This window comes from Selenomonas bovis DSM 23594 (assembly GCF_000381005.1).
Taxonomy (GTDB): Bacteria; Bacillota; Negativicutes; order Selenomonadales; family Selenomonadaceae; genus Selenomonas_C; species Selenomonas_C bovis.
This window is the reverse complement of the sequence record NZ_KB908380.1, coordinates 1-22,451: the sequence shown is the minus strand read 5'-3', so window position 1 is coordinate 22,451 and position 22,451 is coordinate 1. Positions and strand designations below refer to the sequence as shown.

The following is a 22,451-nucleotide window of genomic DNA, read 5'->3' as shown; positions in this document are numbered from 1 at the left end:
TGCGCGAATCAAAGAAGTCATGGAAATGCCGCATCTTCTCGACATCCAGCGGGAGTCCTACAAGTGGTTCCTCGATGAAGGACTGCAGGACATCTTCAATGATATTTCTCCGATCGAGGATTTCACGAAAAATCTTGAGCTCACGCTTGTGAGTTATTCGCTCGACAAGCCGAAGTATGAACTCGACGAGTGCAAGGAACGTGATGTGACTTGGGCTGCACCGATGCGTGTCAATGTCCGTCTCATCAATCGCGAGACAGGAGAGATCAAGGAACAGGAAGTCTTCATGGGCGACTTCCCGAAAATGACGGAAACGGGTACCTTCATCATCAATGGTGCCGAGCGTGTCATCGTCAGCCAGCTCGTGCGTTCGCCGGGTGCTTACTATGGTGAGACGATGGATACGACGGGCAAGAAACTCTATAACGCGACGGTGATTCCGAACCGCGGTGCCTGGATCGAGCTCGAGACGGACGCGAGTGACGTCGTCTGGGTGCGCATCGACCGTACGCGCAAGATGCCTGTGACGTTCCTCATCCGCGCCCTCGGCTACGGGAGCGACGAGCAGATCCTGCAGCTCTTCCACAACGATGAGCGCATCCGTGCGACGCTCGCGCATGACCCGGAGATTAATACGGCTGACGAGGCGCTCAAGGTCATCTATAACCGCCTGCGCCCCGGCGAGCCTGTGACGGTGGACAACGCGCGCGCACTGCTCGAAGGTCTCTTCTTCGATCCGAAGCGCTATGACCTCGCGACGGTCGGCCGCTACAAGCTCACGAAGAAGCTCGGCTGGCGCCGCCGCATCCTCGGCCGGGTGCTCGCGGATCCGCTCGTCGACAAGGAGACGGGCGAGATCGTTATTCCTGCGGATACGTATGTGACGGAGGACATGATCGATGCCATCGACGAGAAACAGGAGCACGCGATCTTTGGTGACGACAAGGAGCCCTGTGCCGTCTATCTGAAGCTCAAGGACGGCAGCCGCATGAAGATGCTCTGCTCGCCGACGCTCGAGTACCATTTCCGCACCATCACCAAGAGCGATATCATCGCTTCTATTAATTATCTGCTGAACCTCATGGACGGCGTGGGCACGACGGACGATATCGACCATCTCGGCAACCGTCGCGTGCGTGCTGTCGGCGAGCTCCTGCAGAACCAGTTCCGCATCGGCCTCTCGCGCATGGAGCGCGTCGTGCGCGAGCGCATGACGATCCAGGATGCAGATGTCATCACGCCGCAGGCGCTCATCAACATCCGTCCAGTCGTGGCCGCTGTGAAGGAGTTCTTCGGCTCCTCGCAGCTCTCGCAGTTCATGGATCAGCACAACCCGCTCTCTGAGCTCACGCATAAGCGCCGTCTCTCGGCGCTCGGCCCGGGCGGTCTCTCGCGTGAACGCGCTGGGTTCGAGGTACGCGATGTCCATAACTCCCACTACGGTCGCATGTGCCCGGTCGAGTCTCCGGAAGGTCCGAACATCGGTCTCATCGGCTCGCTCGCGACGTATGCACGCGTGAACCAGTTCGGTTTCATGGAGACGCCGTACCGTCGTGTCGATAGGGAAGCACACAAGGTTACGGATGAGGTGCGCTACCTCACGGCGGACGAAGAGGACGACCTCGTCATCGCTCAGGCCAACGAGCCACTCGATGAGAACGAGTGGTTCGTCAATGAGCGTGTCACAGCGCGCTTCCACGAGGAAACGGGCCTGCATAGCCGCGACAAGGTCGATTACATGGACGTGAGCCCGCGCCAGGTCTTTTCCATCGCGACGGCCATGATCCCCTTCCTCGAAAACGATGACGCGAACCGCGCGCTCATGGGTGCGAACATGCAGCGCCAGGCAGTGCCGCTCCTGCGGACGCAGGCGCCGCTCGTCGGCACGGGCATGGAGTATAAGGCCGCCTGTGACTCCGGCGTCATGCACCTTGCCCGTCATGCCGGTACAGTTGTGCGCGTTACTGGAGATACCATTGTTGTCCGTCCGGATAATGGTGGCAAAGATGACGTGTATAAGCTACAGAAGTTTATGCGCTCCAACCAGGGTACGTGCATCAACCAGGTGCCGATCGTCTACAAAGGCGATGTCGTCAAGGAAAATCAGCCGATCGCTGACGGCCCGGCAACGGATCACGGTGAGCTCGCGCTCGGCTATAACATCATCGTTGCCTATATGCCGTGGGAGGGTTACAACTACGAGGATGCCGTGCTGCTCTCGGAGAACCTCGTCAAGCGCGACCTCTATACCTCCATTCACATCGAGGAGTACGAGTGCGACGCGCGCGATACGAAGCTCGGTCCTGAGGAGATCACGCGCGACATCCCGAACGTTGCAGAGGATGCGCTCAAGGATCTCGACGAGGAGGGCATCATCTCCATCGGCGCCGATGTGCGCCCGGGCGATATCCTCGTCGGCAAGGTCACGCCGAAAGGCGAGACGGAGCTCACGGCTGAGGAGCGTCTGCTGCGCGCCATCTTCGGCGAGAAGGCGCGCGAGGTGCGCGACACCTCGCTGCGCGTGCCGCACGGCGAGCAGGGCAAGATCGTCGATGTGAAGATCTTCAGCCGCGACAACAACGATGAGCTGCCGCCGGGCGTCAACCGTCTTGTGCGCGTCTACATCGCGCAGAAGCGCAAGATCTCCGTCGGTGATAAGATGGCAGGCCGTCACGGTAACAAGGGTGTCGTCTCGCGCATCATGCGCCAGGAGGATATGCCGTTCCTGCCGGACGGCACGCCGGTCGATATCGTGCTGAACCCGCTCGGCGTCCCGAGCCGCATGAACATCGGTCAGATCCTCGAGGCGCATCTCGGCATGGCGGTCAAGGTCATCGGCCAGCAGATCAAGGACGGCGATCCGACCATCGAGGCACGCCTGCGTGCGGCCGGCTATGATTTCGACAAGCTCGGCATGCCGAAACCGGACGTCGCTGGCCTCCACATCGCGACGCCTGTCTTCGACGGCGCGAGCGACGCGGATGTGTTCGGCACGATCAAGGCGGCGGGCCTGCCTGCCGACGGCAAGACAATCCTCTACGACGGCCGCACGGGCGAGCCGTTCGAGAACCGCGTCACGGTCGGCTGCACTTACTTCCTCAAGCTGCATCACCTCGTAGCTGATAAGATCCACGCGCGTTCCACGGGCCCGTACTCCCTCGTCACGCAGCAGCCGCTGGGCGGCAAGGCCCAGTTCGGCGGCCAGCGCTTCGGCGAGATGGAGGTCTGGGCGCTCGAGGCCTACGGCGCTGCCTATACGCTGCAGGAAATGATGACGGTCAAGTCCGACGATGTCGTCGGCCGCGTGAAGGCGTATGAGGCCATCGTCAAGGGAGAGAACATCCCCGAGGCGGGCGTGCCGGAGTCGTTCAAGGTCCTCGTCAAGGAACTCCAGTCCATCGGTCTCGACATCAAGGTGCTCGACGGCGATGCGAAGGAAGTCTCCATCCAGGATGATGACGATGATGACGACATCAACGCACGTGCCAAGGACCTCGACCTCGACGTCACGGGCGTCGACCCGACGAAGGAAAGTCCGGCCCAGGCAGCGCCTGAGACGGCTGACGCCTTCGATGAGGGGGCGCAGACGGACGATGAGCACACGAACGCCGCAGATGACATCATCGCGGATATCGGCAATATGACGGTCAATGAAACGCCTGACAATGACGGTGAGGAATAAGAAGGGAGTGTCATCTCTTTGCTGGATGTAAATAAATTTGATTCGATGCGCATCGCTCTCGCTTCGCCGGAAAAGATTCGCGAGTGGTCCTACGGCGAGGTCAAGAAGCCGGAAACCATCAACTATCGCACGCTGAAGCCGGAACGCGACGGACTCTTCTGTGAGCGTATCTTCGGCCCGACGCGCGACTGGGAATGCCACTGCGGCAAGTACAAGCGCATCCGCTACAAGGGCATCATCTGCGACCGCTGCGGTGTCGAGGTCACGCGCGCCAAGGTGCGCCGCGAGCGCATGGGCCATATCGAGCTCGCTGCGCCGGTCTCGCATATCTGGTATTTCAAGGGCATCCCGAGCCGCATGGGCCTGATCCTCGACATCACGCCGCGGAATCTCGAACGAGTGCTCTATTTCGCGCAGTATATCGTGCTCGATCCGGGCGACAGCAACCTCATCAAGAAGCAGCTGCTCGACGAGGCCGCGTACCGCAAGGCGCGTGAAGAGTACGGCAGTACATTCAAGGTCGGCATGGGTGCCGAGGCCATCAAGGCCCTGCTGGAAGAGCTCGATCTCGACAAGCTCAGCGAGGAGCTCAGGAAGCAGGTGCGCGAGCTCTCCACGCAGAAGAAGATCCGCGCCATCCGCCGCCTTGAGGTCGTCGAGGCGTTCCGCAAGTCCGGCAACAAGCCGAGCTGGATGATCCTCGATGTCGTGCCGGTCATTCCGCCGGATCTGCGTCCGATGGTCCAGCTCGACGGCGGCCGCTTCGCGACGAGCGATCTCAACGATCTCTACCGCCGCGTCATCAACCGCAACAACCGTCTGAAGCGCCTCCTGGAGCTCGGCGCGCCGGACATCATCGTGCGCAACGAGAAGCGCATGCTGCAGGAAGCCGTCGATGCGCTCATCGACAACGGCCGCCGCGGCCGCCCTGTCACGGGCCCGGGCAACCGCCCGCTCAAGTCGCTCTCCGACATGCTCAAGGGCAAGCAGGGACGTTTCCGCCAGAACCTGCTCGGCAAGCGTGTCGACTATTCCGGACGTTCCGTTATCGTCGTCGGGCCGGAGCTCAAGCTCCATCAGTGCGGCCTGCCGAAGGAGATGGCGCTCGAGCTCTTCAAGCCGTTCGTCATGAAGAAGCTCGTGGCCTCCGGTTCCGCGCACAACATCAAGTCCGCGAAGCGCATGGTTGAGCGTGCGCGCCCCGAAGTCTGGGATGTGCTCGAGGACGTCATCAAGGAGCATCCGGTGCTCCTGAACCGCGCCCCAACGCTTCACCGCCTCGGTATCCAGGCGTTCGAGCCAGTGCTCACCGAGGGCCGCGCGCTCAAGCTTCATCCGCTCGCCTGCACGGCGTACAACGCCGACTTCGACGGCGACCAGATGGCCATCCATCTGCCGCTCTCGGCGGAGGCGCAGACGGAGGCGCGCATCCTCATGCTCGCCGCCAACCATATCCTCGCGCCGAAGGACGGCAAGCCCATCATCGTGCCGACGCAGGATATGGTGCTCGGCTCCTACTACCTGACGATCCTCAAGCCGGGCGCACTCGGCGAGGGCAAGGTCGTCACGGGCATCGCCGAGGCACTGCTCGCGTACCAGCAGCATGAGCTCGCCATCCAGGCGGAGATCCGCTGCCGCATGGTGACGCCGGACGGGGAGACGAACCTCGTCAAGACGAGCCTCGGACGCATGATCTTCAACGAGATCCTGCCGCCGGAGCTCCGTTACTTCCATCAGGATGAGGACGGCACCTGGGGCCTCGGCATCCTTATGAAGAAAAAGCAGCTCGGCGCGCTCGTCGCGAACTGCTACAATCATTTCGGCGCGACGAAGACCGCAGAGGTCATCGACGGCGTCAAGAACCTCGGCTATCACTATGCCTGCATCGCCGGCATGACGGTCGCCATCTCCGACGTCATCGTGCCGCCGAAGAAAAAGACCATCATCGCCGACGCGCAGAAGCAGGTCAACAAGGTCGAGCGCCAGTTCAGCCGCGGTCTCGTGACCGAGGAGGAGCGCTACAAGAAGGTCATCGGCCTCTGGGCGCAGGCGACCGACGATGTCGCGGATGCCATGATGGAGAACATGGACGCCTTCAACCCCATCTTCATGATGGCGGACTCCGGTGCCCGCGGTAACAAGCAGCAGATGCGCCAGCTCGCCGGTATGCGCGGCCTCATGGCCGATCCGTCCGGCAAGATCATCGACTTGCCAATCACGGCGAACTTCCGCGAGGGGCTTTCCGTTTCCGACTACTTCATTTCCTCGCACGGCGCCCGCAAGGGCCTCGCCGATACGGCGTTGCGCACCGCGGACTCCGGTTACCTCACGCGCCGTCTCGTCGACGTCGCGCAGGATGTCATCGTGCGCGAGGAGGACTGCGACGTCTCGGCGCTGAGCCTCGTGCTCTCGCGTGCAACGCTTGCGGAGAACACGATGGATGCGCTCGAAATCCTCAACGACACGCTGCTCGGCCGTCTCCTGGCCGCTGATGTGCTCGATCCTGAGACGAAAGAAGTGCTCTTCGAGAAGGATACGGTGCTCGGCGACGAGGAACTCATGACAATCGGCGAGCACGCCGTGCCGGAACTCATGGTGCGCGGTACGTCCGTACAGACGGCAGCTTCGGTATCCAGCGCGATGGTCTCCGAGGTCATCACGCTCGGTACGCCGGATGCAGCAGAACGCCAGAAGGCGCACGACACGCTGGTGCACGAGATGCTCGACAAGGAAGTCACGAAGGATGTCGCGGACAGCGAGGGCAATATCGTCCTCGCGGCGCACGACCATCTCACGGCGGAGAACATCGAAAAGGTGCTTGCCTCCGATGCCAAGGTCATCCATGTCCGCAACAACAACGTGCGCGGCATCGAGGTCGAAGCCATCAAGGAGGGCGACGGCATCATCGAGTCGCTCGAGGAGCGTATTGTCGGCCGCGTGCTCGCGGAGGACATCGTCGATCCGGCGACGGGAGAGAAGATTGCCTCCCTCAACGATACGGTCGATGAAGCGCTGGCGAAGAAAATCGCCGCTGTGCGCGAGAAGGTCTCCATCCGCAGCGTGCTCACGTGCAAATCCCAGTTCGGCGTCTGCATCAAGTGCTACGGCCGCGATCTCGCGAATCAGGCGGAAGTCGAGGTCGGTGAGGCCGTCGGCGTCATCGCCGCGCAATCCATCGGCGAGCCGGGCACCCAGCTCACGATGCGTACGTTCCATTCTGGCGGCGTCGCGGGCGACGATATCACGCAGGGCCTGCCGCGTGTCGAGGAGCTTTTCGAGGCACGCAAACCGAAGCATCATGCCATCATCGCCGAGATCGGCGGCACGGCAGAGGTCGAGGATACGGGCAAGGGCATGCGCAAGGTCACGATCCATCCCGCTGAGGGCGATGCGCGCGAGTACGCGATCCCCTTTGGCGCCCGCATGGCGGTCAAGGACGGCATGAAGCTCGCGCCGGGCGACAAGCTCACCGAGGGCTCCGTCAATCCGCATGACATCCTGCGCATCTGCGGCCTGCAGGCCACGCAGCGCTACCTCGTCTACGAGGTGCAGAAGGTCTACAAGTCTCAGGGCGTCGAGATCAACGACAAGCACATCGAAGTCATGGTGCGTCAGATGCTCCGCAAGGTCAAGATCGAGGAGTCCGGCAATACGGACTTCCTACCGGGCGAGTACATCGACATCAATCAGTTCGAGGCGGCCAACACGAAGGCCATCGAGGAGGGCGGCGAGCCGGCTGTGGCAAAACCGATCCTGCTCGGCATCACGAAGGCCTCCCTTGCGACGGATTCCTTCCTCTCCGCGGCCTCCTTCCAGGAGACGACGCGCGTGCTCACCGACGCCGCCATCAAGGGTAAAGTCGATCCGCTCGTCGGCCTCAAGGAGAACGTCATCATCGGCAAGCTCATCCCTGCCGGTACCGGCATGAGCCGTTATCGCAATCTCGAGGTTGTCGAGACGGACAAGAAGCCTGTGGATGAGGCGGAGGTTCCCTCTGAGGGGGATGCACCCGCGGAGGAGCAGGCGCCAGAGCCAGTGGCCTGACCTGCGCACGCAACGGCTCAGCGGCCATGCGTGCATCTCGGAGCGAGATGACTCGCTGATTGTCTTGTACTCCGGGGAGTGTGAAACGAATTTTCTTATCCTGTAACATAGTTTGAATTTTTATTTTGCGGGCGTGTCCCGCGTGTTGGACCTGGACAAGGCAAACGAATTGCCTTGTCTCAGGTCTATTTTTTTGTCCTGGTGCCGAGCAATCAATGCTTGACGCTTGCAAGGCTGGTGATATAATTTCCATATGGTTTTCAGAAAACGCAGGGATGGCGGAGAGGAATCTATCATCGCCTGACGTTTTGCCTGCTTCGCGCAACTATGAAAGGATCTGATGCGCTCTATGGAACTTTCCCTGTTACAGCTCGTCATCATTGCAGCGACGATCGCCGTCGTCCTCGGCTGCGGCATTTACGCGGCACGTTCCGTCCATTCGGCGGAGGGCTTCAGTCTCGGCGGACGCAGTGCCGGTGTGCCGCTCGTTGCCGGCAGCATCGCCGGCACGTGCGTCGGCGGCGGCGCGACGATCGGCACGGCGCAGCTCGCCTCGACCGTCGGGCTGTCCGCCTGGTGGTTCACGATCGGCGTCGGGCTCGCGCTCATCATCATGGGCATCTTTTACGCGCGCCCGCTGCGCCGCTCGTCGCTTGAGACGATCCCGCAGTATCTCGTGCAGAATTACGGCAGGGCAGGCGGCGTCTTCACGAGTGTCGTTTCCTCGCTCGGCATCCTTTTCAGCGCGGTCTCGAGCTGCCTGCCAGGCATCTATATCATCGCGGCCGTGCTCGCCATCCCGTTCTGGCCGGCCGCGGGCATCCTGCTCGCGCTTGTCGCCTGCTACGCATTCTTCGGCGGCATGAAGAGCGCGGGCGTCGGCGGCATCCTCAAGATGGTCGTCATCTGGGTGAGCATGCTGATTGCGGGCGGCGCAGCCGGCTATGCGGTGCTCTTCCAGCCGGAGATTCATGAGGCGCTGCCCGCCGACACCTGGTTCAACCTCTTCGCCGGCGGCATGCAGATGACGCTGGCAAACCTCGTCTCCGTCATCGTCGGCATGATCTGCACGCAGACATACGTCCAGGCCATCTTCTCCGCGACGACGCCGAAGACGGCGTCTGTCGGCGCGTTCGTCGCCGCGCTCATCTCGCTGCCCATCGGCCTGCCCTGCGCGATGATCGGCATGTACATGCATGCGGCGCATCCCGAGGTGCCGGCCATCCTCGCGCTGCCGACATTCCTGCTCTCCTATCAGCCTGTCGTGCTCGGCAGCATCGCGATGGGCGGCATCATGCTCTCGCTCATCGGCTCTACGGCGGGGCTTTCGCTCGGCATCGGCACGATGCTCTCGCGCGATATCTTCTGCAAGGTGCTGCATGTGACGAAGAGTGCGACGGAACTCTGGCTCACGCGCGGTCTCGTGCTCGCGACCATCGTCGTCGCAGCTGTCATCGCCGTGCTCAACGAGGGCTCGCAGGTGCTCTTCTGGTCGTACCTCTCGATGGCGCTGCGCGGCGGCGGCATCTTCCTGCCGCTCACGGTCGCGGTTTTCCTGCCGCGCGCCATCGAGCGCCACTGGGCCGTCGCGTCGATGGTCATCTCTACCTGCGCCGCGCTCGCAGCGAATTTCCTCGGCGTCAAGGTGAATCCGCTTTTCGTGGGCCTCGCCGTGAGCGTCGTGCTCATCGTGCCGGGCATCCTGCAGCAGCGGCGGCGCGTCGCTACCCTGTATGCGCGCATGAAGGAATGAGGGCAGCGCGATGCGGTGCCTGGAAGTCATGAGGATGGCACTCGATAGAACCGCTAATAGAACGACCCCCGTTGGATGGCTTTCCATCCAACGGGGGTCGTTGTCATTGACGATGAGCGGCGCACCTGGTGTCAGTCGTGGTACCAGTGACCGTTGCCAATCCGGATGCTGCCGATGATGGCACCCGTGTTACTCGTATGCGCCGCCTGCGCGGGAACGCGCGCCATGAGACGGTCAGGCGTGTCGGTGAGCCAGGCGGTGACGAGCACGGCGTCGCCCTTGATCTTCTTATAGTCTGTCCGCTTGATCTCCTCCTGATAGATGACGCTTGCGTGCGCCGCGATGGTGGAAGTGGTCAGCGCCTGTGTGAAGGCCATGCCGTCTGACCAGGTGTAGAGCGCCTGACCGTTCTTGTCGAGCAGGGCGAAGTCGTAGAGTTGACCGCAGCGGTGCTCGATGGTGTAGGGGGCGTCGCCGCTGTTCGTGACCTTGAGCTCGAGCAGCAGGCGGCCGCTCCTTTCCTTCACGGTGAGTTCCTCGATGAGAGAACCGCTCGCAAACGCGGCATAGCTCTCCGTGGAGACTCTTCCTGCCGCCTGTGAGGAGGAGCCCATTGGAAAGGCGATGCCGATGTTCGCGCCGAGATGCGCCTCAGCGGCGGGCAGCGGCAGGAGGGGGAGTGCAAGGCTGGAGAGGAGCAGGGCGGCGGCCAGGCGTTTCCTGCCGCGGGAATGCGGTGCGCTTGCCAGGCGGCGCTTCTCGTTTGCGGGCAGAGAAGGGCGAAGAACGCGTGCGATATGGAAAATCTTCATGGTTTTTTCGCTCCTTTCCGGAAGATAAGGGCCTCTTTCCCCCGCCGTCGGCATTGCAGATAGAGGAAGGCGGCAGCGGCGAGCGCGAAGCAGATGACGCTCGTCATCTGCGCGCTGTGCAGCAGGCCGAGCACTGGCGCTGTATAGTCGCCGCGGAAGAATTCGAGGAAGAACCGCGCCGCGCTGTAGAGCATGACGTAGAGCGCGAAGCACTGCCCGCGCGCGTGGCCCGTCGTGCGGTAGAGCAGGAGCAGCGCGAAGATGGCCGTATCGAGCTGTCCCTCCCAGATTTCCGCAGGCCAGAGCGGCTGGTCGCCGTATGTATGATAGGCGAGCGTCGTCGTCGGATAGAGGATGCCGAACGCGCTGCCCGTCGGCGCGCCGAATGCATCGCCATTGAGGAGGTTCGCACAGCGGCCGAGCGCCTGGCCGAGGATGATGGCCGGCGCGAGGACATCCATGAGATGCAGCGTGTCGAGCCCGTGGCGGCGGCAGTACCAGACGCCTGTGAGTACGCCGAGCAGGACGCCGCCCTGGATGGCCATGCCGCCCTGCCAGACATTCAGAAGTTCCGTGAGATGGTCGTGGTAATACGCCCAGTCGAAAAAGAAGACATCCCAGAGACGGGCGCCGACGAGTCCCGCGACGCCGCAGTAGATGCCGAGGTCTACGATGTACTTCTCATAGCCGCGGCCGTCGGCTTTCGCGAGGAAATAGCCGACGCCTGTCGCGAGGATGATGGAAAAGGAAAGCACGAGCCCGTAGGCGCGGATGGGGAAGTCCCCGAGGAAGAAGAGATACTGGTGCATAACAAACGACCTTTCTGGCAGAATTCCTTCTCATTATACATCAACTGGCGCTGTGGAACATAGTGTTTGCATGAAAACGGCAGACCGCCGGGATAGCACAGAAAAAGCGGCGACCTACCCCGGCCGCCGCTGTGCGCGATGGATCAATCTTCGATGGCTGTCTCGAGCGCGATGCGGATCATGTCGTTGAAACTCGTCTGACGCTCCTCCGCCGTGCAGCTTTCGCCCGTGAGCAGGTGGTCGCTGACCGTGAAGAGCGCGAGCGCCTGCACATGCGCCTCGGCCGCGAGCGTGTAGAGCGCCGCCGCCTCCATCTCGACGCCGAGGATGCCGTATTTCCTGAGCTTATCGTTGTCGATGTCCTCATCATAGAAGCGGTCGACGGAGATGATATTGCCGACCGTTGCCTTGAGCTGCAGGCGGCGCGTGTTGGCAACGGCTTTTTCCAGCAGCGTGAAATCCGCGATGGGGCAGAAGTTGATCGTGCCGCCGAAGATGTTGCGGACGAGGCTCGAGTCCGTGCTCGCGGCCTGCGCGATGAGTATATCGCGCAGCTTCACATCCGGATGCATGCCGCCGCAGGTGCCGACGCGGAAGAGCTTCTTGCAGCCATAGGTGTGGATGAGCTCATGCACGTAGATGGAGATGGACGGTATGCCCATGCCCGTTCCCTGGACCGAGACCGGCACACCCTTGTAAGTGCCGGTGTAGCCGAGGATATTGCGGACGTGCGTGTATTCTTTGGCGTCATCGAGGAAATGCTCCGCGATGAATTTCGCGCGCAGCGGATCGCCTGGGAGCAGGATGCGCTCGGCAATCTCGCCCTTTTCAGCGGCAATATGGGGAGTACTCATGGATCTAGCCTTCTTTCTGCAAAATGAGAAATATCATGATTTCATTATACAAGAAAAGAGGGGGCGTGAAAAGACATGTCGGAAAGCGGTGCATAACCTTGACGCACTACGACGAAAGTGCTAAAATAAATAACGTTAATATAAGTAGTCAAGACAATCGCGGCTGCCTTTATGGCAGATGAGGAAAGTCCGGGCTCCAGAGGGCAGCGTGCTGGATAACGTCCAGCGGGGGTGACCCCAGGGATAGCGCCACAGAGAACAAACCGCCGGGTGACCGGTAAGGCTGAAACGGTGCGGTAAGAGCGCACCAGCGGGCAGGTGACTGTCCGGCTTGGCAAGCCCCACGCGGAGCAAGACCTAATAGGGAAGGGTTGAGGCGGCCCGCCGACCTTCCGGGTTGCGTCGCTTGAGCCGTGAGGCAACTCACGTGCCTAGATAAATGATTGTCGCCGCGCAAGCGGAACAGAACTCGGCTTATTGGCTGCTTGTATTCACGTGTCAATCAGGCTGTCTCATGGCAGCCTTGCTTTATATCCAGTTATTATCTGAAAATTCACTGAAATCTGGAATGAATTCGAGAAAATAAACTGGAATACGACGACTTTTTGTCGTATTATATATATGGGCCGATACATGAAGCCGAATCCAGCCCAGGAGCGGGGGAACCAAAAGATTTTGGGGTGAACGTTTTCGCCGGGGAGCGATAGCTCAACGGCAAGAGCGCGGGTGGTCTTCTCTACCCGAACCCGGCAGCTAACCTCGTAGGCGAATAGAGAGAGGAGTGGCTTTTTGAGTAAAGCGCTGCGCATCTTTGCGCTCACCACGATCCTGCTGTGCTGGTCTGCCGTTCTCTGCGGGGCATCCGCCTTCCGCGTCGGTGACCAGGGCAGCGATGTAGCAGAGATCCAAGGGCAATTGGCCAGTCTCGGCTACGACGTCGCAGCAGATGGGGATTTCGGTCCCGCAACCGCTGAGGCAGTAAAAGCATTCCAGATTTCCCGCGGGCTCGATGCGGACGGCCTCGTTGGTCCGTCCACGTATTCGGCGCTGCTCGGGAAATCGATGCCGGAGGTCAGCCGCGGTTCGAGCGCTCTCGGGCGCCGCATCGTGGCGAGCTCGATGCAGTATCTCGGTGTGCCGTACGTCTTTGGCGGTACGACACCGAATGGCTTCGATTGCTCCGGCTATGTGCGGTATGTGTTCGCGAATGCGGGCATCTACCTGCCGCGCACGGCGGATGCCCAGTATGAGTGCGGCTATCCGGTCTCGACGGCTGAGCTGGTACCAGGCGACCTGGTATTCTTCTCGACCTACGAGGCAGGGGCATCTCATGTCGGCATCTATCTTGGGGATGGCAATTTCATCAATGCGTCCTCGAGCCGCGGCGTCTCGATTGCGTCCCTGTACAGCTCCTACTGGGGTTCCTGCTACATCGGCGCGCGTCGTGTCATGTAAACAAAATATCTTGATGTTCGGGAGGCGTACGCCTCCCCCTTTTTTACCCCATAATGAAAAAGCCCAAGAGTGCAGGACTCTTGGGCGAGGCAGCCGCCTCAGTTGGTGAAAAGCTGATCCCAGAAGGCGTAGGATACCATCAGGAAGATAAGCAGCAGGAGGAAGAGATCACCCATCGTGAGAGCCCCCTTTCCCTCGCAAACAGACACTTGCGGGTTAACGACGAGTTTTCTTCTATCATACTATGTAAATCCCCAAGAGCGCAAGCCGCAGGCGCAGCGCGATTGGTTGGATTTACTGCAAGGACGGGCGCACAATGTCCACAAAGTGGACGTTTGTGCGTTGAGTTTACTATGTAAATCCCCAAGAGCGCAAGCCGCAGGCGCAGCTGGCATTGATTTTTTAGATTTTAGGAAACGCGGGGAGGATTTCCCCTTGGTGATAGAGAATAAAGCAAAAGAAGAATCTAGGTCAGAAGTTTAGGAGTGATGGAAATGGTAAGAGCCAGTATCAAGAATATGATGTTCTATGGATTCCATGGCATCTATGAGTATGAGCGTGAACAGGGACAGAAATTCTACATCGATGTGGAAGTCGAGACGAAGGATGACAAGGTCGTCGAGACGGACAAGATCGAGGATGGCGTGGATATGGCGGCCATCTACGACGTCGTCAAGGATGTCACGGAAAACAAGCGGTTCACGATGCTTGCAGCACTCGGCGGCCACATCGGGGATCGCTTGCTCAAGAAATATCCGCACTTCGCCGCGGTCACGACGACCATCCGCAAGCCCAATGTGCCGATTTCAGGTTCTCTGGACTATGTGGAAGCTACGGTGACACGCCGGGCAGAATGACGCAAGGGGCTGACGCATTGAGGCGCAGCCCCGTTTTTTCTGCTGTATAGGAGCAATGGGGGTCTGGAGCAATGGGGATCTTGCTGCGCTCCGCTGTTGCAGTGTTTTCCCGCATGGCTTATGGCGGACGGCGCGCGGTGTTTTTGCACTGATTTTGCAAAATGTCGAGAAAAGGTGTTGCAGAATGTGGCGCTTTTTTGTATAGTAGTTGAAGCTATTATATACAAATAGACGTATGCCTTGGACAGAGGAGCGGCGCTTGTCATTTCCGTCTGCCGGATGTGCCCCCTCCGTTTTGTGACGATGGAGAGAACGCTATGAAGGACCGAGATATTTTCGCACTTGCTGCGCTGCAGTGCGTGCGCGGCCTGAATGCCGCGGTGCTCCTGCCGCTCCTGCGCACGCTTGGAGGCGCGCGGCGCGTCTGGGAGGCGTCGGCGGCGGAGCTTGCGGCAGCCGGCATGGAGCGGCGCACACTCGCGGCGCTCGGCCGCTACCGCGCGAAACACGCGGCGGAGCCGGAACGCATCGAGGCGCTTTGCGAGGGGCAGTCCGTCTCGCTCGTTGCGTTCGGCGAGGCAGGGTACCCAGAATCGCTCGCCGCAATCTATCAGCCGCCGCTCGTGCTCTATGTACGCGGCAGTCTGCCGTCTGATGCGGAATGTCTCGGCATCGTCGGGGCACGCCGGTTCAGCCGCTATGGCGAGGGCATCGCGGAGAAGCTCGGCGAGGAGCTTGCGGCGAGTGGCTTCTGCGTCGTGAGCGGCGCGGCGCGCGGTATCGACAGCGCCGCGCACCGCGGCGCGCTCCGGACGGGGTGCACGGTGGCCGTGCTCGGCTGCGGCGTCGATATCGCCTATCCGGCGGAGAACCGCCGCCTGCTCGCGGATATCGTCGCCTCAGGCGGCGCCATCCTCTCAGAGTATGCGCCTGGCACGCCGCCGCTGCCCGCGTTCTTCCCCGCGCGCAACCGCATCATCAGCGGCCTTTCGAAGGGCGTCATCGTCGTGGAGGCGGCGGAACGCAGCGGCTCGCTCATCACGGCGCAGCTCGCGCTCGACGAGGGCCGCGATGTCTTCGCGGTGCCGGGCAGCATCTATTCGCCGACGAGCCAGGGGTGCCATCGGCTCATCCAACAGGGCGCGAAGCTTGTGACCTCCGTGCGGGATGTGCTCGAGGAGTACGGGCGCGAGCCGATGCCGCGCGCGCCGCGAAAACGGAAGGACGCGGATCTCAGCGGGGAAGAGCGCGCCCTCTACCAGGTGCTCTCCTACGAGCACCCGCTTTCCATTGATGAAATCATCGCCAGCCTCAAGGATGGGGATCCCGCGCGGCTCTCCTTCCTGTTGCTCGGTCTGGAGCTCAAGGGCCTGGTGATTGAAAACGAATCGCACGGCTATCTGCGTGCGGAGAGGGAGTGACACTTTGGCAGCCAAAGCAGCAAAGAAGACAGCAGGCGCGGCAGCGTCTGCAAAGGGAAAGAAAGCAAAGGCGAAGCGCAGAACCGCGCCGAAGAAGACACTCGTTGTCGTCGAGTCGCCCGCGAAGGCGAAGACCATCGAGAAGTATCTCGGCAGGAAATACATAGTGCGCGCCTCGATGGGGCACCTGCGGGATTTGCCGAAAAGCCAGTTCGGCATCGATGTCGAGCATGATTTCGCGCCGAAATACATCAACATCCGCGGCAAAGGAGACCTCATCAAGGCGCTCAAGAAGGACGCGAAGAACGCGGACAAGGTCTATCTCGCAAGCGATCCCGATCGTGAGGGAGAGGCGATCGCCTGGCATCTTGCGCATATCCTGGATATCGATCCCGCCTCGGACTGCCGCATCGTGTTCAACGAGATCACAAAGCCGGCCATCCAGGAGGCGGTCAAGGAGCCGCGCCCCATCAATATGGACCGCGTCGATGCACAGCAGGCGCGGCGCATGCTCGACCGCATCGTCGGCTACAAGCTCAGCCCGCTGCTCTGGAGAAAGATCAGGAAGGGGCTCTCGGCGGGACGCGTGCAGTCCGTCACGGTGAAACTCATCTGCGACAGGGAAAAGGAAATCCAGGCGTTCCAGTCGGAGGAATACTGGACGGTCGGCTGCAAGCTGCGCCGGCAGAAATCCGCGCTCTTCGAGGCGGAGCTCGCGCTCGTGGATGGAAAGAAGCTCGCCGTCCATGAGGAGGGCGGCAAGAATTTCGTCCTGCATGACGAGCAGGCGGCGAAGGCGCTTACTGAGGACCTCGGCACGCAGCCCTTCTCCGTGGCCGCGGTGAAGAAAAGCCAGCGCAAGCGGCGCCCGGCCGCGCCCTTTACGACGAGCTCGCTGCAGCAGGACGCTGCGCGCAAGCTCGGCTTCACCTCGCGCAAGACGATGATGCTCGCGCAGCAGCTCTACGAGGGCATCGAGCTCGGCAAGCGCGGCCCGACGGGCCTCATCACCTACATGCGCACCGACTCGACGCGCATCTCCGAGCTCGCGCAGGCAGAGGCGAAGGCCTACCTGGAGGAGGCGCTCGGCGCGGACTACGTGCCGGCAAAGCCGAACGTCTACGCGAGCGGCAAGAAGGCGCAGGACGCGCATGAGGCCATCCGTCCGACTTCCATCCACAACACGCCGGACGAGCTCGAGAGCTTCCTCTCTAAGGATCAGTGGAAGCTCTACACGCTCATCTGGCAGCGCTTCGCCGCGAGTCAGATGACGCCCGCTGTCTACGATACGATGAGCGTCACCATCGCGGCGGGCGAGCGCTACCAACTCAAGTCTTCCGGCTCGCGGCTTGTCTTCGCGGGCTTCACGGCCGTTTATGCGGGCGCGGACACGACGAAAAAGGAAAAGGATGTCGTGCTGCCGGAGCTCGCGGCGGGCGATGCGCTCGACCTCGGCAGGCTTCTGCCACAGCAGCATTTCACCGAGCCGCCGCCGCGCTATAACGACGCCTCGCTCGTCAAGACGCTTGAGGAGAAGGAGATCGGCCGGCCGAGTACCTACGCGCCGATCATTGAGACAATCCAGGCGCGTGGCTATGTGCAGCGCGTCGACAAGCATTTCCAGCCGACGGAGCTCGGCTTCCTCGTGCTCGACATGCTCGAGGAATATTTCAAGGATATCGTCGATGTGAAGTTCACCGCGAACCTCGAGAACGAACTCGACGAGATCGCCGAGGGAAAATGCGAGAAGAACGCACTTCTCAGCGAGTTCTACACGCCGTTCGAGCAGACGCTCGAGAAAGCGGACGAGGCCATCGGCCACGTCGAGCTACCCGTCGAGGTCTCTGATGTGCGCTGCGAGAAATGCGGCCGCCTCATGGTCGTCAAGCAGGGGCGGTTCGGCAAGTTCCTCGCCTGCCCCGGCTTCCCTGAGTGTCGCAATACGAAGCCGCTGCTCGTCGATACGGGGGTCAAGTGCCCGAAGTGCGGCGGCAGCATCGTTGAGCGCAAGACGCGGCGCGGACGGAAATTCTACGGCTGCAAGAACTATCCAGAGTGCGACTACACGACCTGGGACACGCCGCTCAAGGATACCTGTCCCGTCTGCGGTTCCTTCCTGCTCAAGCACCAGTACAAGAACGGCCGCGCGCTCATCTACTGCAGCAATGACGACTGCAAGTCGCGCGTCGGCAGCCCCATCAATGAGGAACTCGAGAAGATGCGGGCGCGCCTCGCGGCCAAGCGCGCGAAGGATGAGGAGAAAGCGGCGGCCAAAGCCGCGGCTGAGAAAACGGAAAAGAAAGAGAAGAAGTCATGAAACACATCTCGATCATCGGTGCGGGGCTCGCTGGCTCAGAGGCAGCGTGGCAGGCTGCGCAGCGCGGCGCGGAGGTCACGCTCTATGAGATGCGCCCGGAGAAGCAGACGCCCGCGCACAAGACGGGCGGCTTCGCCGAGCTTGTCTGCAGCAACTCCCTGCGCGGCGCGGGACTGGAGAACGCCGTCGGCGTGCTCAAGGAGGAGATGCGCCGTCTCGGCTCTCTCATCATGGCGGCAGCGGACGCCACGCGCGTGCCTGCGGGCGGCGCGCTCGCCGTGGATCGTCACGGCTTCAGCGACTACATCACGCAAAGGATCGAAGCGCATCCACAGATCCATGTCGTGCGCACGGAGGTACAGAAAGTCCCGCTCTCTGAGGACATGGTGACCATCGTCGCGAGCGGCCCGCTCACGGAGGGAGCGCTCGCAGACGACATCGCGCGGCGCACGGGCGGCGACTCCCTCTATTTCTACGATGCCGCCGCGCCCATCGTGAGCCTCGAGTCCGTCGACATGACGAAGGCCTACCGCGCCTCCCGCTACGGGAAGGGCGAGGCAGCCTATATCAACTGCCCGATGACGGAGGCGGAGTACCGCGCGTTTTACGAGGCGCTCGTGACGGCGGAAAAGGCGCCGACGCACGGCTTTGAGAAGGAGAAATTCTTCGAGGGCTGCATGCCCGTCGAGGTCATGGCGGCCCGTGGGGAGGACACGCTGCTCTACGGGCCGCTCAAGCCCGTGGGGCTCGAGCATCCCGTGACAGGCGTGCGGCCGTTCGCCGTCGTGCAGCTGCGCCAGGACAACGCGGAGGGGACGCTCTACAATATCGTCGGTTTCCAGACACACCTCAAGTGGCCGGAGCAGCGCCGCGTTTTCGGCATGATCCCGGGACTCGAGCACGCAGAGTTCCTGCGCTACGGCGTCATGCACAGGAACACGTTTCTCAACGCACCGCGCCACCTGCTGCCGACGTATCAGCTGCGCGGCGAGGAACGTCTCCTCTTCGCGGGGCAGATGACGGGCGTCGAGGGCTACGTTGAGTCAGCCTCCTCGGGGCTCGTCGCCGGCATCAATGCCGCGCGGCTCGCGCGCGGCGAAGCGCCGCTCGTCTTTCCGGAGACGACGTGTCACGGCGCGCTCGCGCACTACATCACGACGGGCGAGGCGGATCATTTCCAGCCGATGAACGTGAACTTCGGCCTGCTGCCGCCGCTTCCCCAGCGCATCCGGAAAAAGAGAGAAAAAAAGCAGCGCCTCGCGGAGCGGGCGCTCGCTGACATAGAGACATTTCGTGCAGAATTAAAGGAGTAACAGCATCATGGACACGCAATTTCACGCGACGACCATCGTCGCCGTGCGCAAGAATGGCAAGACGGCCATCGCCGGCGACGGGCAGGTCACGTTCGGCGAGCATACGATTATGAAGGCGAACGCGCGCAAGGTGCGCACGCTCTATCACGACAAGATCCTCGCGGGGTTCGCTGGCTCCGTGGCGGATGCCTTCACGCTCTTCGAGAAATTCGAGGGCAAGCTCGAGGCGTATAATGGCAACCTGCAGCGCGCCGCTGTCGAGCTCGCGAAGGAGTGGCGCACGGACCGCGTGCTCCGGAAGCTCGAGGCGCTGCTGCTCGTCGCGGACAAGCAGCAGCTGCTCATGCTCTCAGGCAACGGCGAGGTCATCGAGCCGGACGGCGACGTCGCCGCTATCGGCAGCGGCGGCTTCTACGCGCTTGCCGCCGCGCGCGCGATGGTCGCGCACACCGACATGGAGGCGAAGGATATCGCGCACGAGGCGCTCTCCATTGCCGCCGACATCTGCGTCTATACGAATCATAACATCAAGGTGGAGGAACTGAGCTAATGGAACAAATCGGCATGAACGAGCAGACGCCGCGCCAGATCGTGGAGGAGCTCGACAAATACATCATCGGACAGGATGAGGCGAAGCGCTCGGTCGCCATCGCCCTGCGCAACCGTTGGCGCAGCCGTCAGCTCACGGGCCCCATGCAGGATGAGGTCATCCCGAAAAACATCCTCATGATTGGCTCGACCGGCGTCGGCAAGACCGAGATTGCCCGTCGTCTCGCGAAGCTCGTCAAGGCACCGTTCATCAAGGTCGAGGCGACGAAGTTCACGGAGGTCGGCTACGTCGGCCGCGACGTTGAGTCCATCGTGCGGGACCTCGTTGAAACCGCCGTCCGCATGGTGCGTCAGGAGCGTATGGAGTCCGTACAGGAAAAGGCGAAGGAACTCGCCGAGGAGCGCATCCTCGATGTTTTCGTACCGCAGCCGAAGAAGTCCCAGAACCCGCTCGGCCGCCTCTTCGGCAACGCCGAGGACGACGGCGAGGAAAAGCAGGAGGACAAGCCCAAATACCAGGCAGGCCGCGAATGGGTGCGCAAGCGCCTCAAGAACGGCGAGCTCGAAAAGGAGCTCATCGAGATCGACGTCGAGGAGGCGAGCCGCCCGATGGTCGGCATGTTCGCGGGGTCGAGTCTCGAGGGCATGGGCGACAACCTGCAGGACATGCTCGGCAACTTCATGCCGAAGAGCCATAGGAAGCGCAAGGTCAGCGTCGAGCAGGCGCGCAAGATCTTCACACAGGAGGAGGCCGGCAAGCTCATCGACATGGACGAGGTTGCGGAGACGGCCGTGAAGGTCGCGGAGCGCAGCGGCATCGTCTTCCTCGATGAGATTGACAAGGTCGCCGTGCACGGCAATTCCTCCGGTGCGGATGTCTCCCGCGAGGGCGTGCAGCGCGACATCCTGCCCATCGTCGAGGGCTCGCAGGTCTCGACGAAATACGGCCCGGTGAAGACCGACCACGTGCTCTTCATCGCGGCGGGCGCGTTCCACATGGCGAAGCCCTCTGATCTCATCCCCGAGCTCCAGGGGCGTTTCCCTATCCGCGTCGAACTCAAGAGCCTGCGCAAGGAGGACTTCGAGCGCATCCTCGCCGAGCCGCAGAACGCGCTCATCAAGCAGTATGAGGCGCTGCTCGCGACGGAGGGCGTCGCGCTCGAGTTCCGTCCCGACGCCATCAGTCGCATCGCGCAGCTCGCCTGCGACGTGAACGAGCAATCCGAGGACATCGGCGCGCGCCGCCTCCATACGCTGCTCGAGAAGCTGCTCGAGGACGTCTCGTTCGACGCGCCGGAGCTCACGGAGAAGCATGTCGTCATCGACGAGGCCTACGTCGACGCGAAGCTTCACGACATCGTCAAGAACAGAGATCTTTCGCAGTTCATTCTCTGACAGAACCCGCATACGATTGCGCCAGCAGGGCGTCGGCCATGAGCCGGCGTCCTGCTGGCATTTTCGTGCGGCGCGCCATATGGAAATCATGAAATTTATAAATTGTAACAAAATCTAGGAATTTTTGGAAAAGTGTGTTAGAATACAGACAAAAGATATTTTTTTAGGCGGCGTCCACACAGCGCTGCCAGATGGGGAGAGGGAATCCTTATGGCTACATTATTGGAAAAGACGAGGAAGATCAACCGCCTGCTGCAGCGCTCGGTGAGTGTGGAGTACGACGGCATTGCGCGCGTACTCAGCAATGTGCTCGACGCCAACGTCTACATCACGGACACGACAGGGAAGATCTATGGCTATGCGTTCATCGATGATTTCGAGTGCGATCTCATGGTGGATAAGGTCATCAATCAGGGGGAGTTCCCGCGCAAGTATGTGAACTGGCTCAAGCGCATCGACGAGACGACACCGAACCTGCACTCCAAGACGGGCATGTGTGCCTATGATGAGAACAGGGAATGCATGTTCAACGGCAAGAACACGACCATCGTGCCGATTTACAGCAACGGCGAGCGCAAGGGAACGCTGATTGTCGCCAAGTACAACGAGGAGTTCGACGACGATGACCTCGTCCTCGTCGAGTATGGCGCGACCGTCGTCGGCATGGAGATCCTGCGCGACGAGAACCTCAAGATCCAGGCCATCGAGCGCAAGAAGACGGCCGTCCAGATCGCCATCAATACGCTTTCCTATTCGGAGCAAGTAGCGGCGAAGGGCATCCTCAAGAAGCTCGAGGAGAATGACAAGGACGGCAAGCTGGAAGGCAACCTCATCGCCTCGACGGTCGCGAAGGAGATGCAGATCACGCGTTCTGTCATCGTCAATGCTCTGAGGAAATTCGAGTCGGCCGGTGTCATCGAGTCGAAATCCCTCGGCATGAAGGGCACCTATATCAAGGTAAAGAACGAATATCTCATCGACGAGGTCAAGAAGATTGATGCGAAGCCGCTGCCGCGGGATGAGAAAAAGCTGCATCGCGGCCGCTTCTGAACGTATCATCTGCCATTGTGGGGCTGTCTCACGAAAGCATTTTCGTGCGGATAGCCCCGTTTTCTTTGACCTCAATCACGGTCATCTGACACTGGCGATAATCATGGCATAAAAAACAGTACAAGAAACAGGCGGTCACC

14 protein-coding genes, 1 other RNA gene and 1 riboswitch are annotated in these 22,451 nt (G+C 61.2%); of the genes, 12 read left to right on the top strand and 3 right to left on the bottom strand.

The annotated features are described in order from the left end of the window. The first annotated feature begins 25 nt into the window (after positions 1-25). From rpoB to F599_RS0101725, 3 genes are all read left to right on the top strand, one after another. The gene (rpoB, locus tag F599_RS0101735) at positions 26-3,682 is read left to right on the top strand and encodes a DNA-directed RNA polymerase subunit beta (RefSeq protein ID WP_019541812.1); all 3,657 of its coding nucleotides are present in this window, start codon (positions 26-28) and stop codon (positions 3,680-3,682) included. 45 nt (positions 3,683-3,727) lie between these two features. Beyond that, the gene (gene rpoC, locus F599_RS0101730; RefSeq protein ID WP_205514956.1) at positions 3,728-7,726 is read left to right on the top strand and encodes a DNA-directed RNA polymerase subunit beta'; all 3,999 of its coding nucleotides are present in this window, start codon (positions 3,728-3,730) and stop codon (positions 7,724-7,726) included. A 349-nt stretch (positions 7,727-8,075) separates the two neighbouring features. Continuing rightward, complete coding sequence (locus tag F599_RS0101725) at positions 8,076-9,479, top strand: sodium:solute symporter family protein (protein WP_020700444.1); 1,404 nt, start codon at positions 8,076-8,078, stop codon at positions 9,477-9,479. A gap of 131 nt (positions 9,480-9,610) precedes the next feature. Here the strand turns inward: F599_RS0101725 and F599_RS0101720 are convergent, their stop codons facing one another. The 3 genes from F599_RS0101720 to deoD all read right to left on the bottom strand — a co-directional run bounded on the left by F599_RS0101720 (position 9,611) and on the right by deoD (position 11,954). Continuing rightward, a complete protein-coding gene (locus F599_RS0101720; RefSeq protein WP_019541809.1) occupies positions 9,611-10,291 on the bottom strand; it encodes a BsuPI-related putative proteinase inhibitor in 681 nt (226 codons plus the stop codon). Beyond that, a complete protein-coding gene (lgt, locus tag F599_RS0101715; RefSeq protein ID WP_019541808.1) occupies positions 10,288-11,100 on the bottom strand; it encodes a prolipoprotein diacylglyceryl transferase in 813 nt (270 codons plus the stop codon). Before lgt ends, F599_RS0101720 begins: the two co-directional genes overlap by 4 nt. 143 nt (positions 11,101-11,243) lie before the next feature. Then, positions 11,244-11,954: a purine-nucleoside phosphorylase gene (gene deoD / locus F599_RS0101710; protein WP_019541807.1), complete on the bottom strand. Its 711-nt coding sequence runs from the start codon at positions 11,952-11,954 to the stop codon at positions 11,244-11,246. Between the two features lie 141 nt (positions 11,955-12,095). Between deoD and rnpB the strand changes: the two genes are divergently transcribed. The 9 genes from rnpB (at position 12,096) to codY (ending at position 22,311) form a co-directional block, all read left to right on the top strand. Beyond that, positions 12,096-12,446: RNase P RNA component class A (rnpB, locus tag F599_RS14685), an RNA gene on the top strand. Positions 12,447-12,581: 135 nt separating this feature from the next. After that, positions 12,582-12,738, top strand: a riboswitch (cyclic di-AMP (ydaO/yuaA leader). Between the two features lie 5 nt (positions 12,739-12,743). Then, positions 12,744-13,409 carry a C40 family peptidase gene (locus F599_RS0101705; RefSeq protein WP_019541806.1) on the top strand — a complete coding sequence of 222 codons (666 nt, stop codon included), beginning with the start codon at positions 12,744-12,746 and terminating at the stop codon, positions 13,407-13,409. A 494-nt stretch (positions 13,410-13,903) separates the two neighbouring features. Next, on the top strand, positions 13,904-14,266 hold the full coding sequence (gene folB / locus F599_RS0101695; protein WP_019541804.1) for a dihydroneopterin aldolase: 363 nt from the start codon (positions 13,904-13,906) through the stop codon (positions 14,264-14,266). A gap of 317 nt (positions 14,267-14,583) precedes the next feature. Next, positions 14,584-15,687: a DNA-processing protein DprA gene (gene dprA, locus F599_RS0101690; protein ID WP_019541803.1), complete on the top strand. Its 1,104-nt coding sequence runs from the start codon at positions 14,584-14,586 to the stop codon at positions 15,685-15,687. 4 nt (positions 15,688-15,691) lie between these two features. After that, entirely contained in the window at positions 15,692-18,004 is a 2,313-nt protein-coding gene (gene topA, locus F599_RS0101685; RefSeq protein WP_019541802.1) for a type I DNA topoisomerase, read from the top strand. Further along, on the top strand, positions 18,001-19,317 hold the full coding sequence (gene trmFO, locus F599_RS0101680) for a methylenetetrahydrofolate--tRNA-(uracil(54)-C(5))-methyltransferase (FADH(2)-oxidizing) TrmFO (RefSeq protein WP_019541801.1): 1,317 nt from the start codon (positions 18,001-18,003) through the stop codon (positions 19,315-19,317). The genes topA and trmFO overlap by 4 nt, the downstream gene beginning before the upstream one ends. Positions 19,318-19,324: 7 nt before the next feature. Beyond that, complete coding sequence (gene hslV, locus F599_RS0101675; RefSeq protein ID WP_019541800.1) at positions 19,325-19,867, top strand: ATP-dependent protease subunit HslV; 543 nt, start codon at positions 19,325-19,327, stop codon at positions 19,865-19,867. Next, entirely contained in the window at positions 19,867-21,261 is a 1,395-nt protein-coding gene (gene hslU / locus F599_RS0101670) for an ATP-dependent protease ATPase subunit HslU (RefSeq protein WP_019541799.1), read from the top strand. Before hslV ends, hslU begins: the two co-directional genes overlap by 1 nt. 210 nt (positions 21,262-21,471) lie before the next feature. Continuing rightward, positions 21,472-22,311, top strand: coding sequence for a GTP-sensing pleiotropic transcriptional regulator CodY (gene codY / locus F599_RS13375; RefSeq protein WP_033368955.1), 840 nt, complete (start codon positions 21,472-21,474; stop codon positions 22,309-22,311). Positions 22,312-22,451 lie beyond the last annotated feature (140 nt).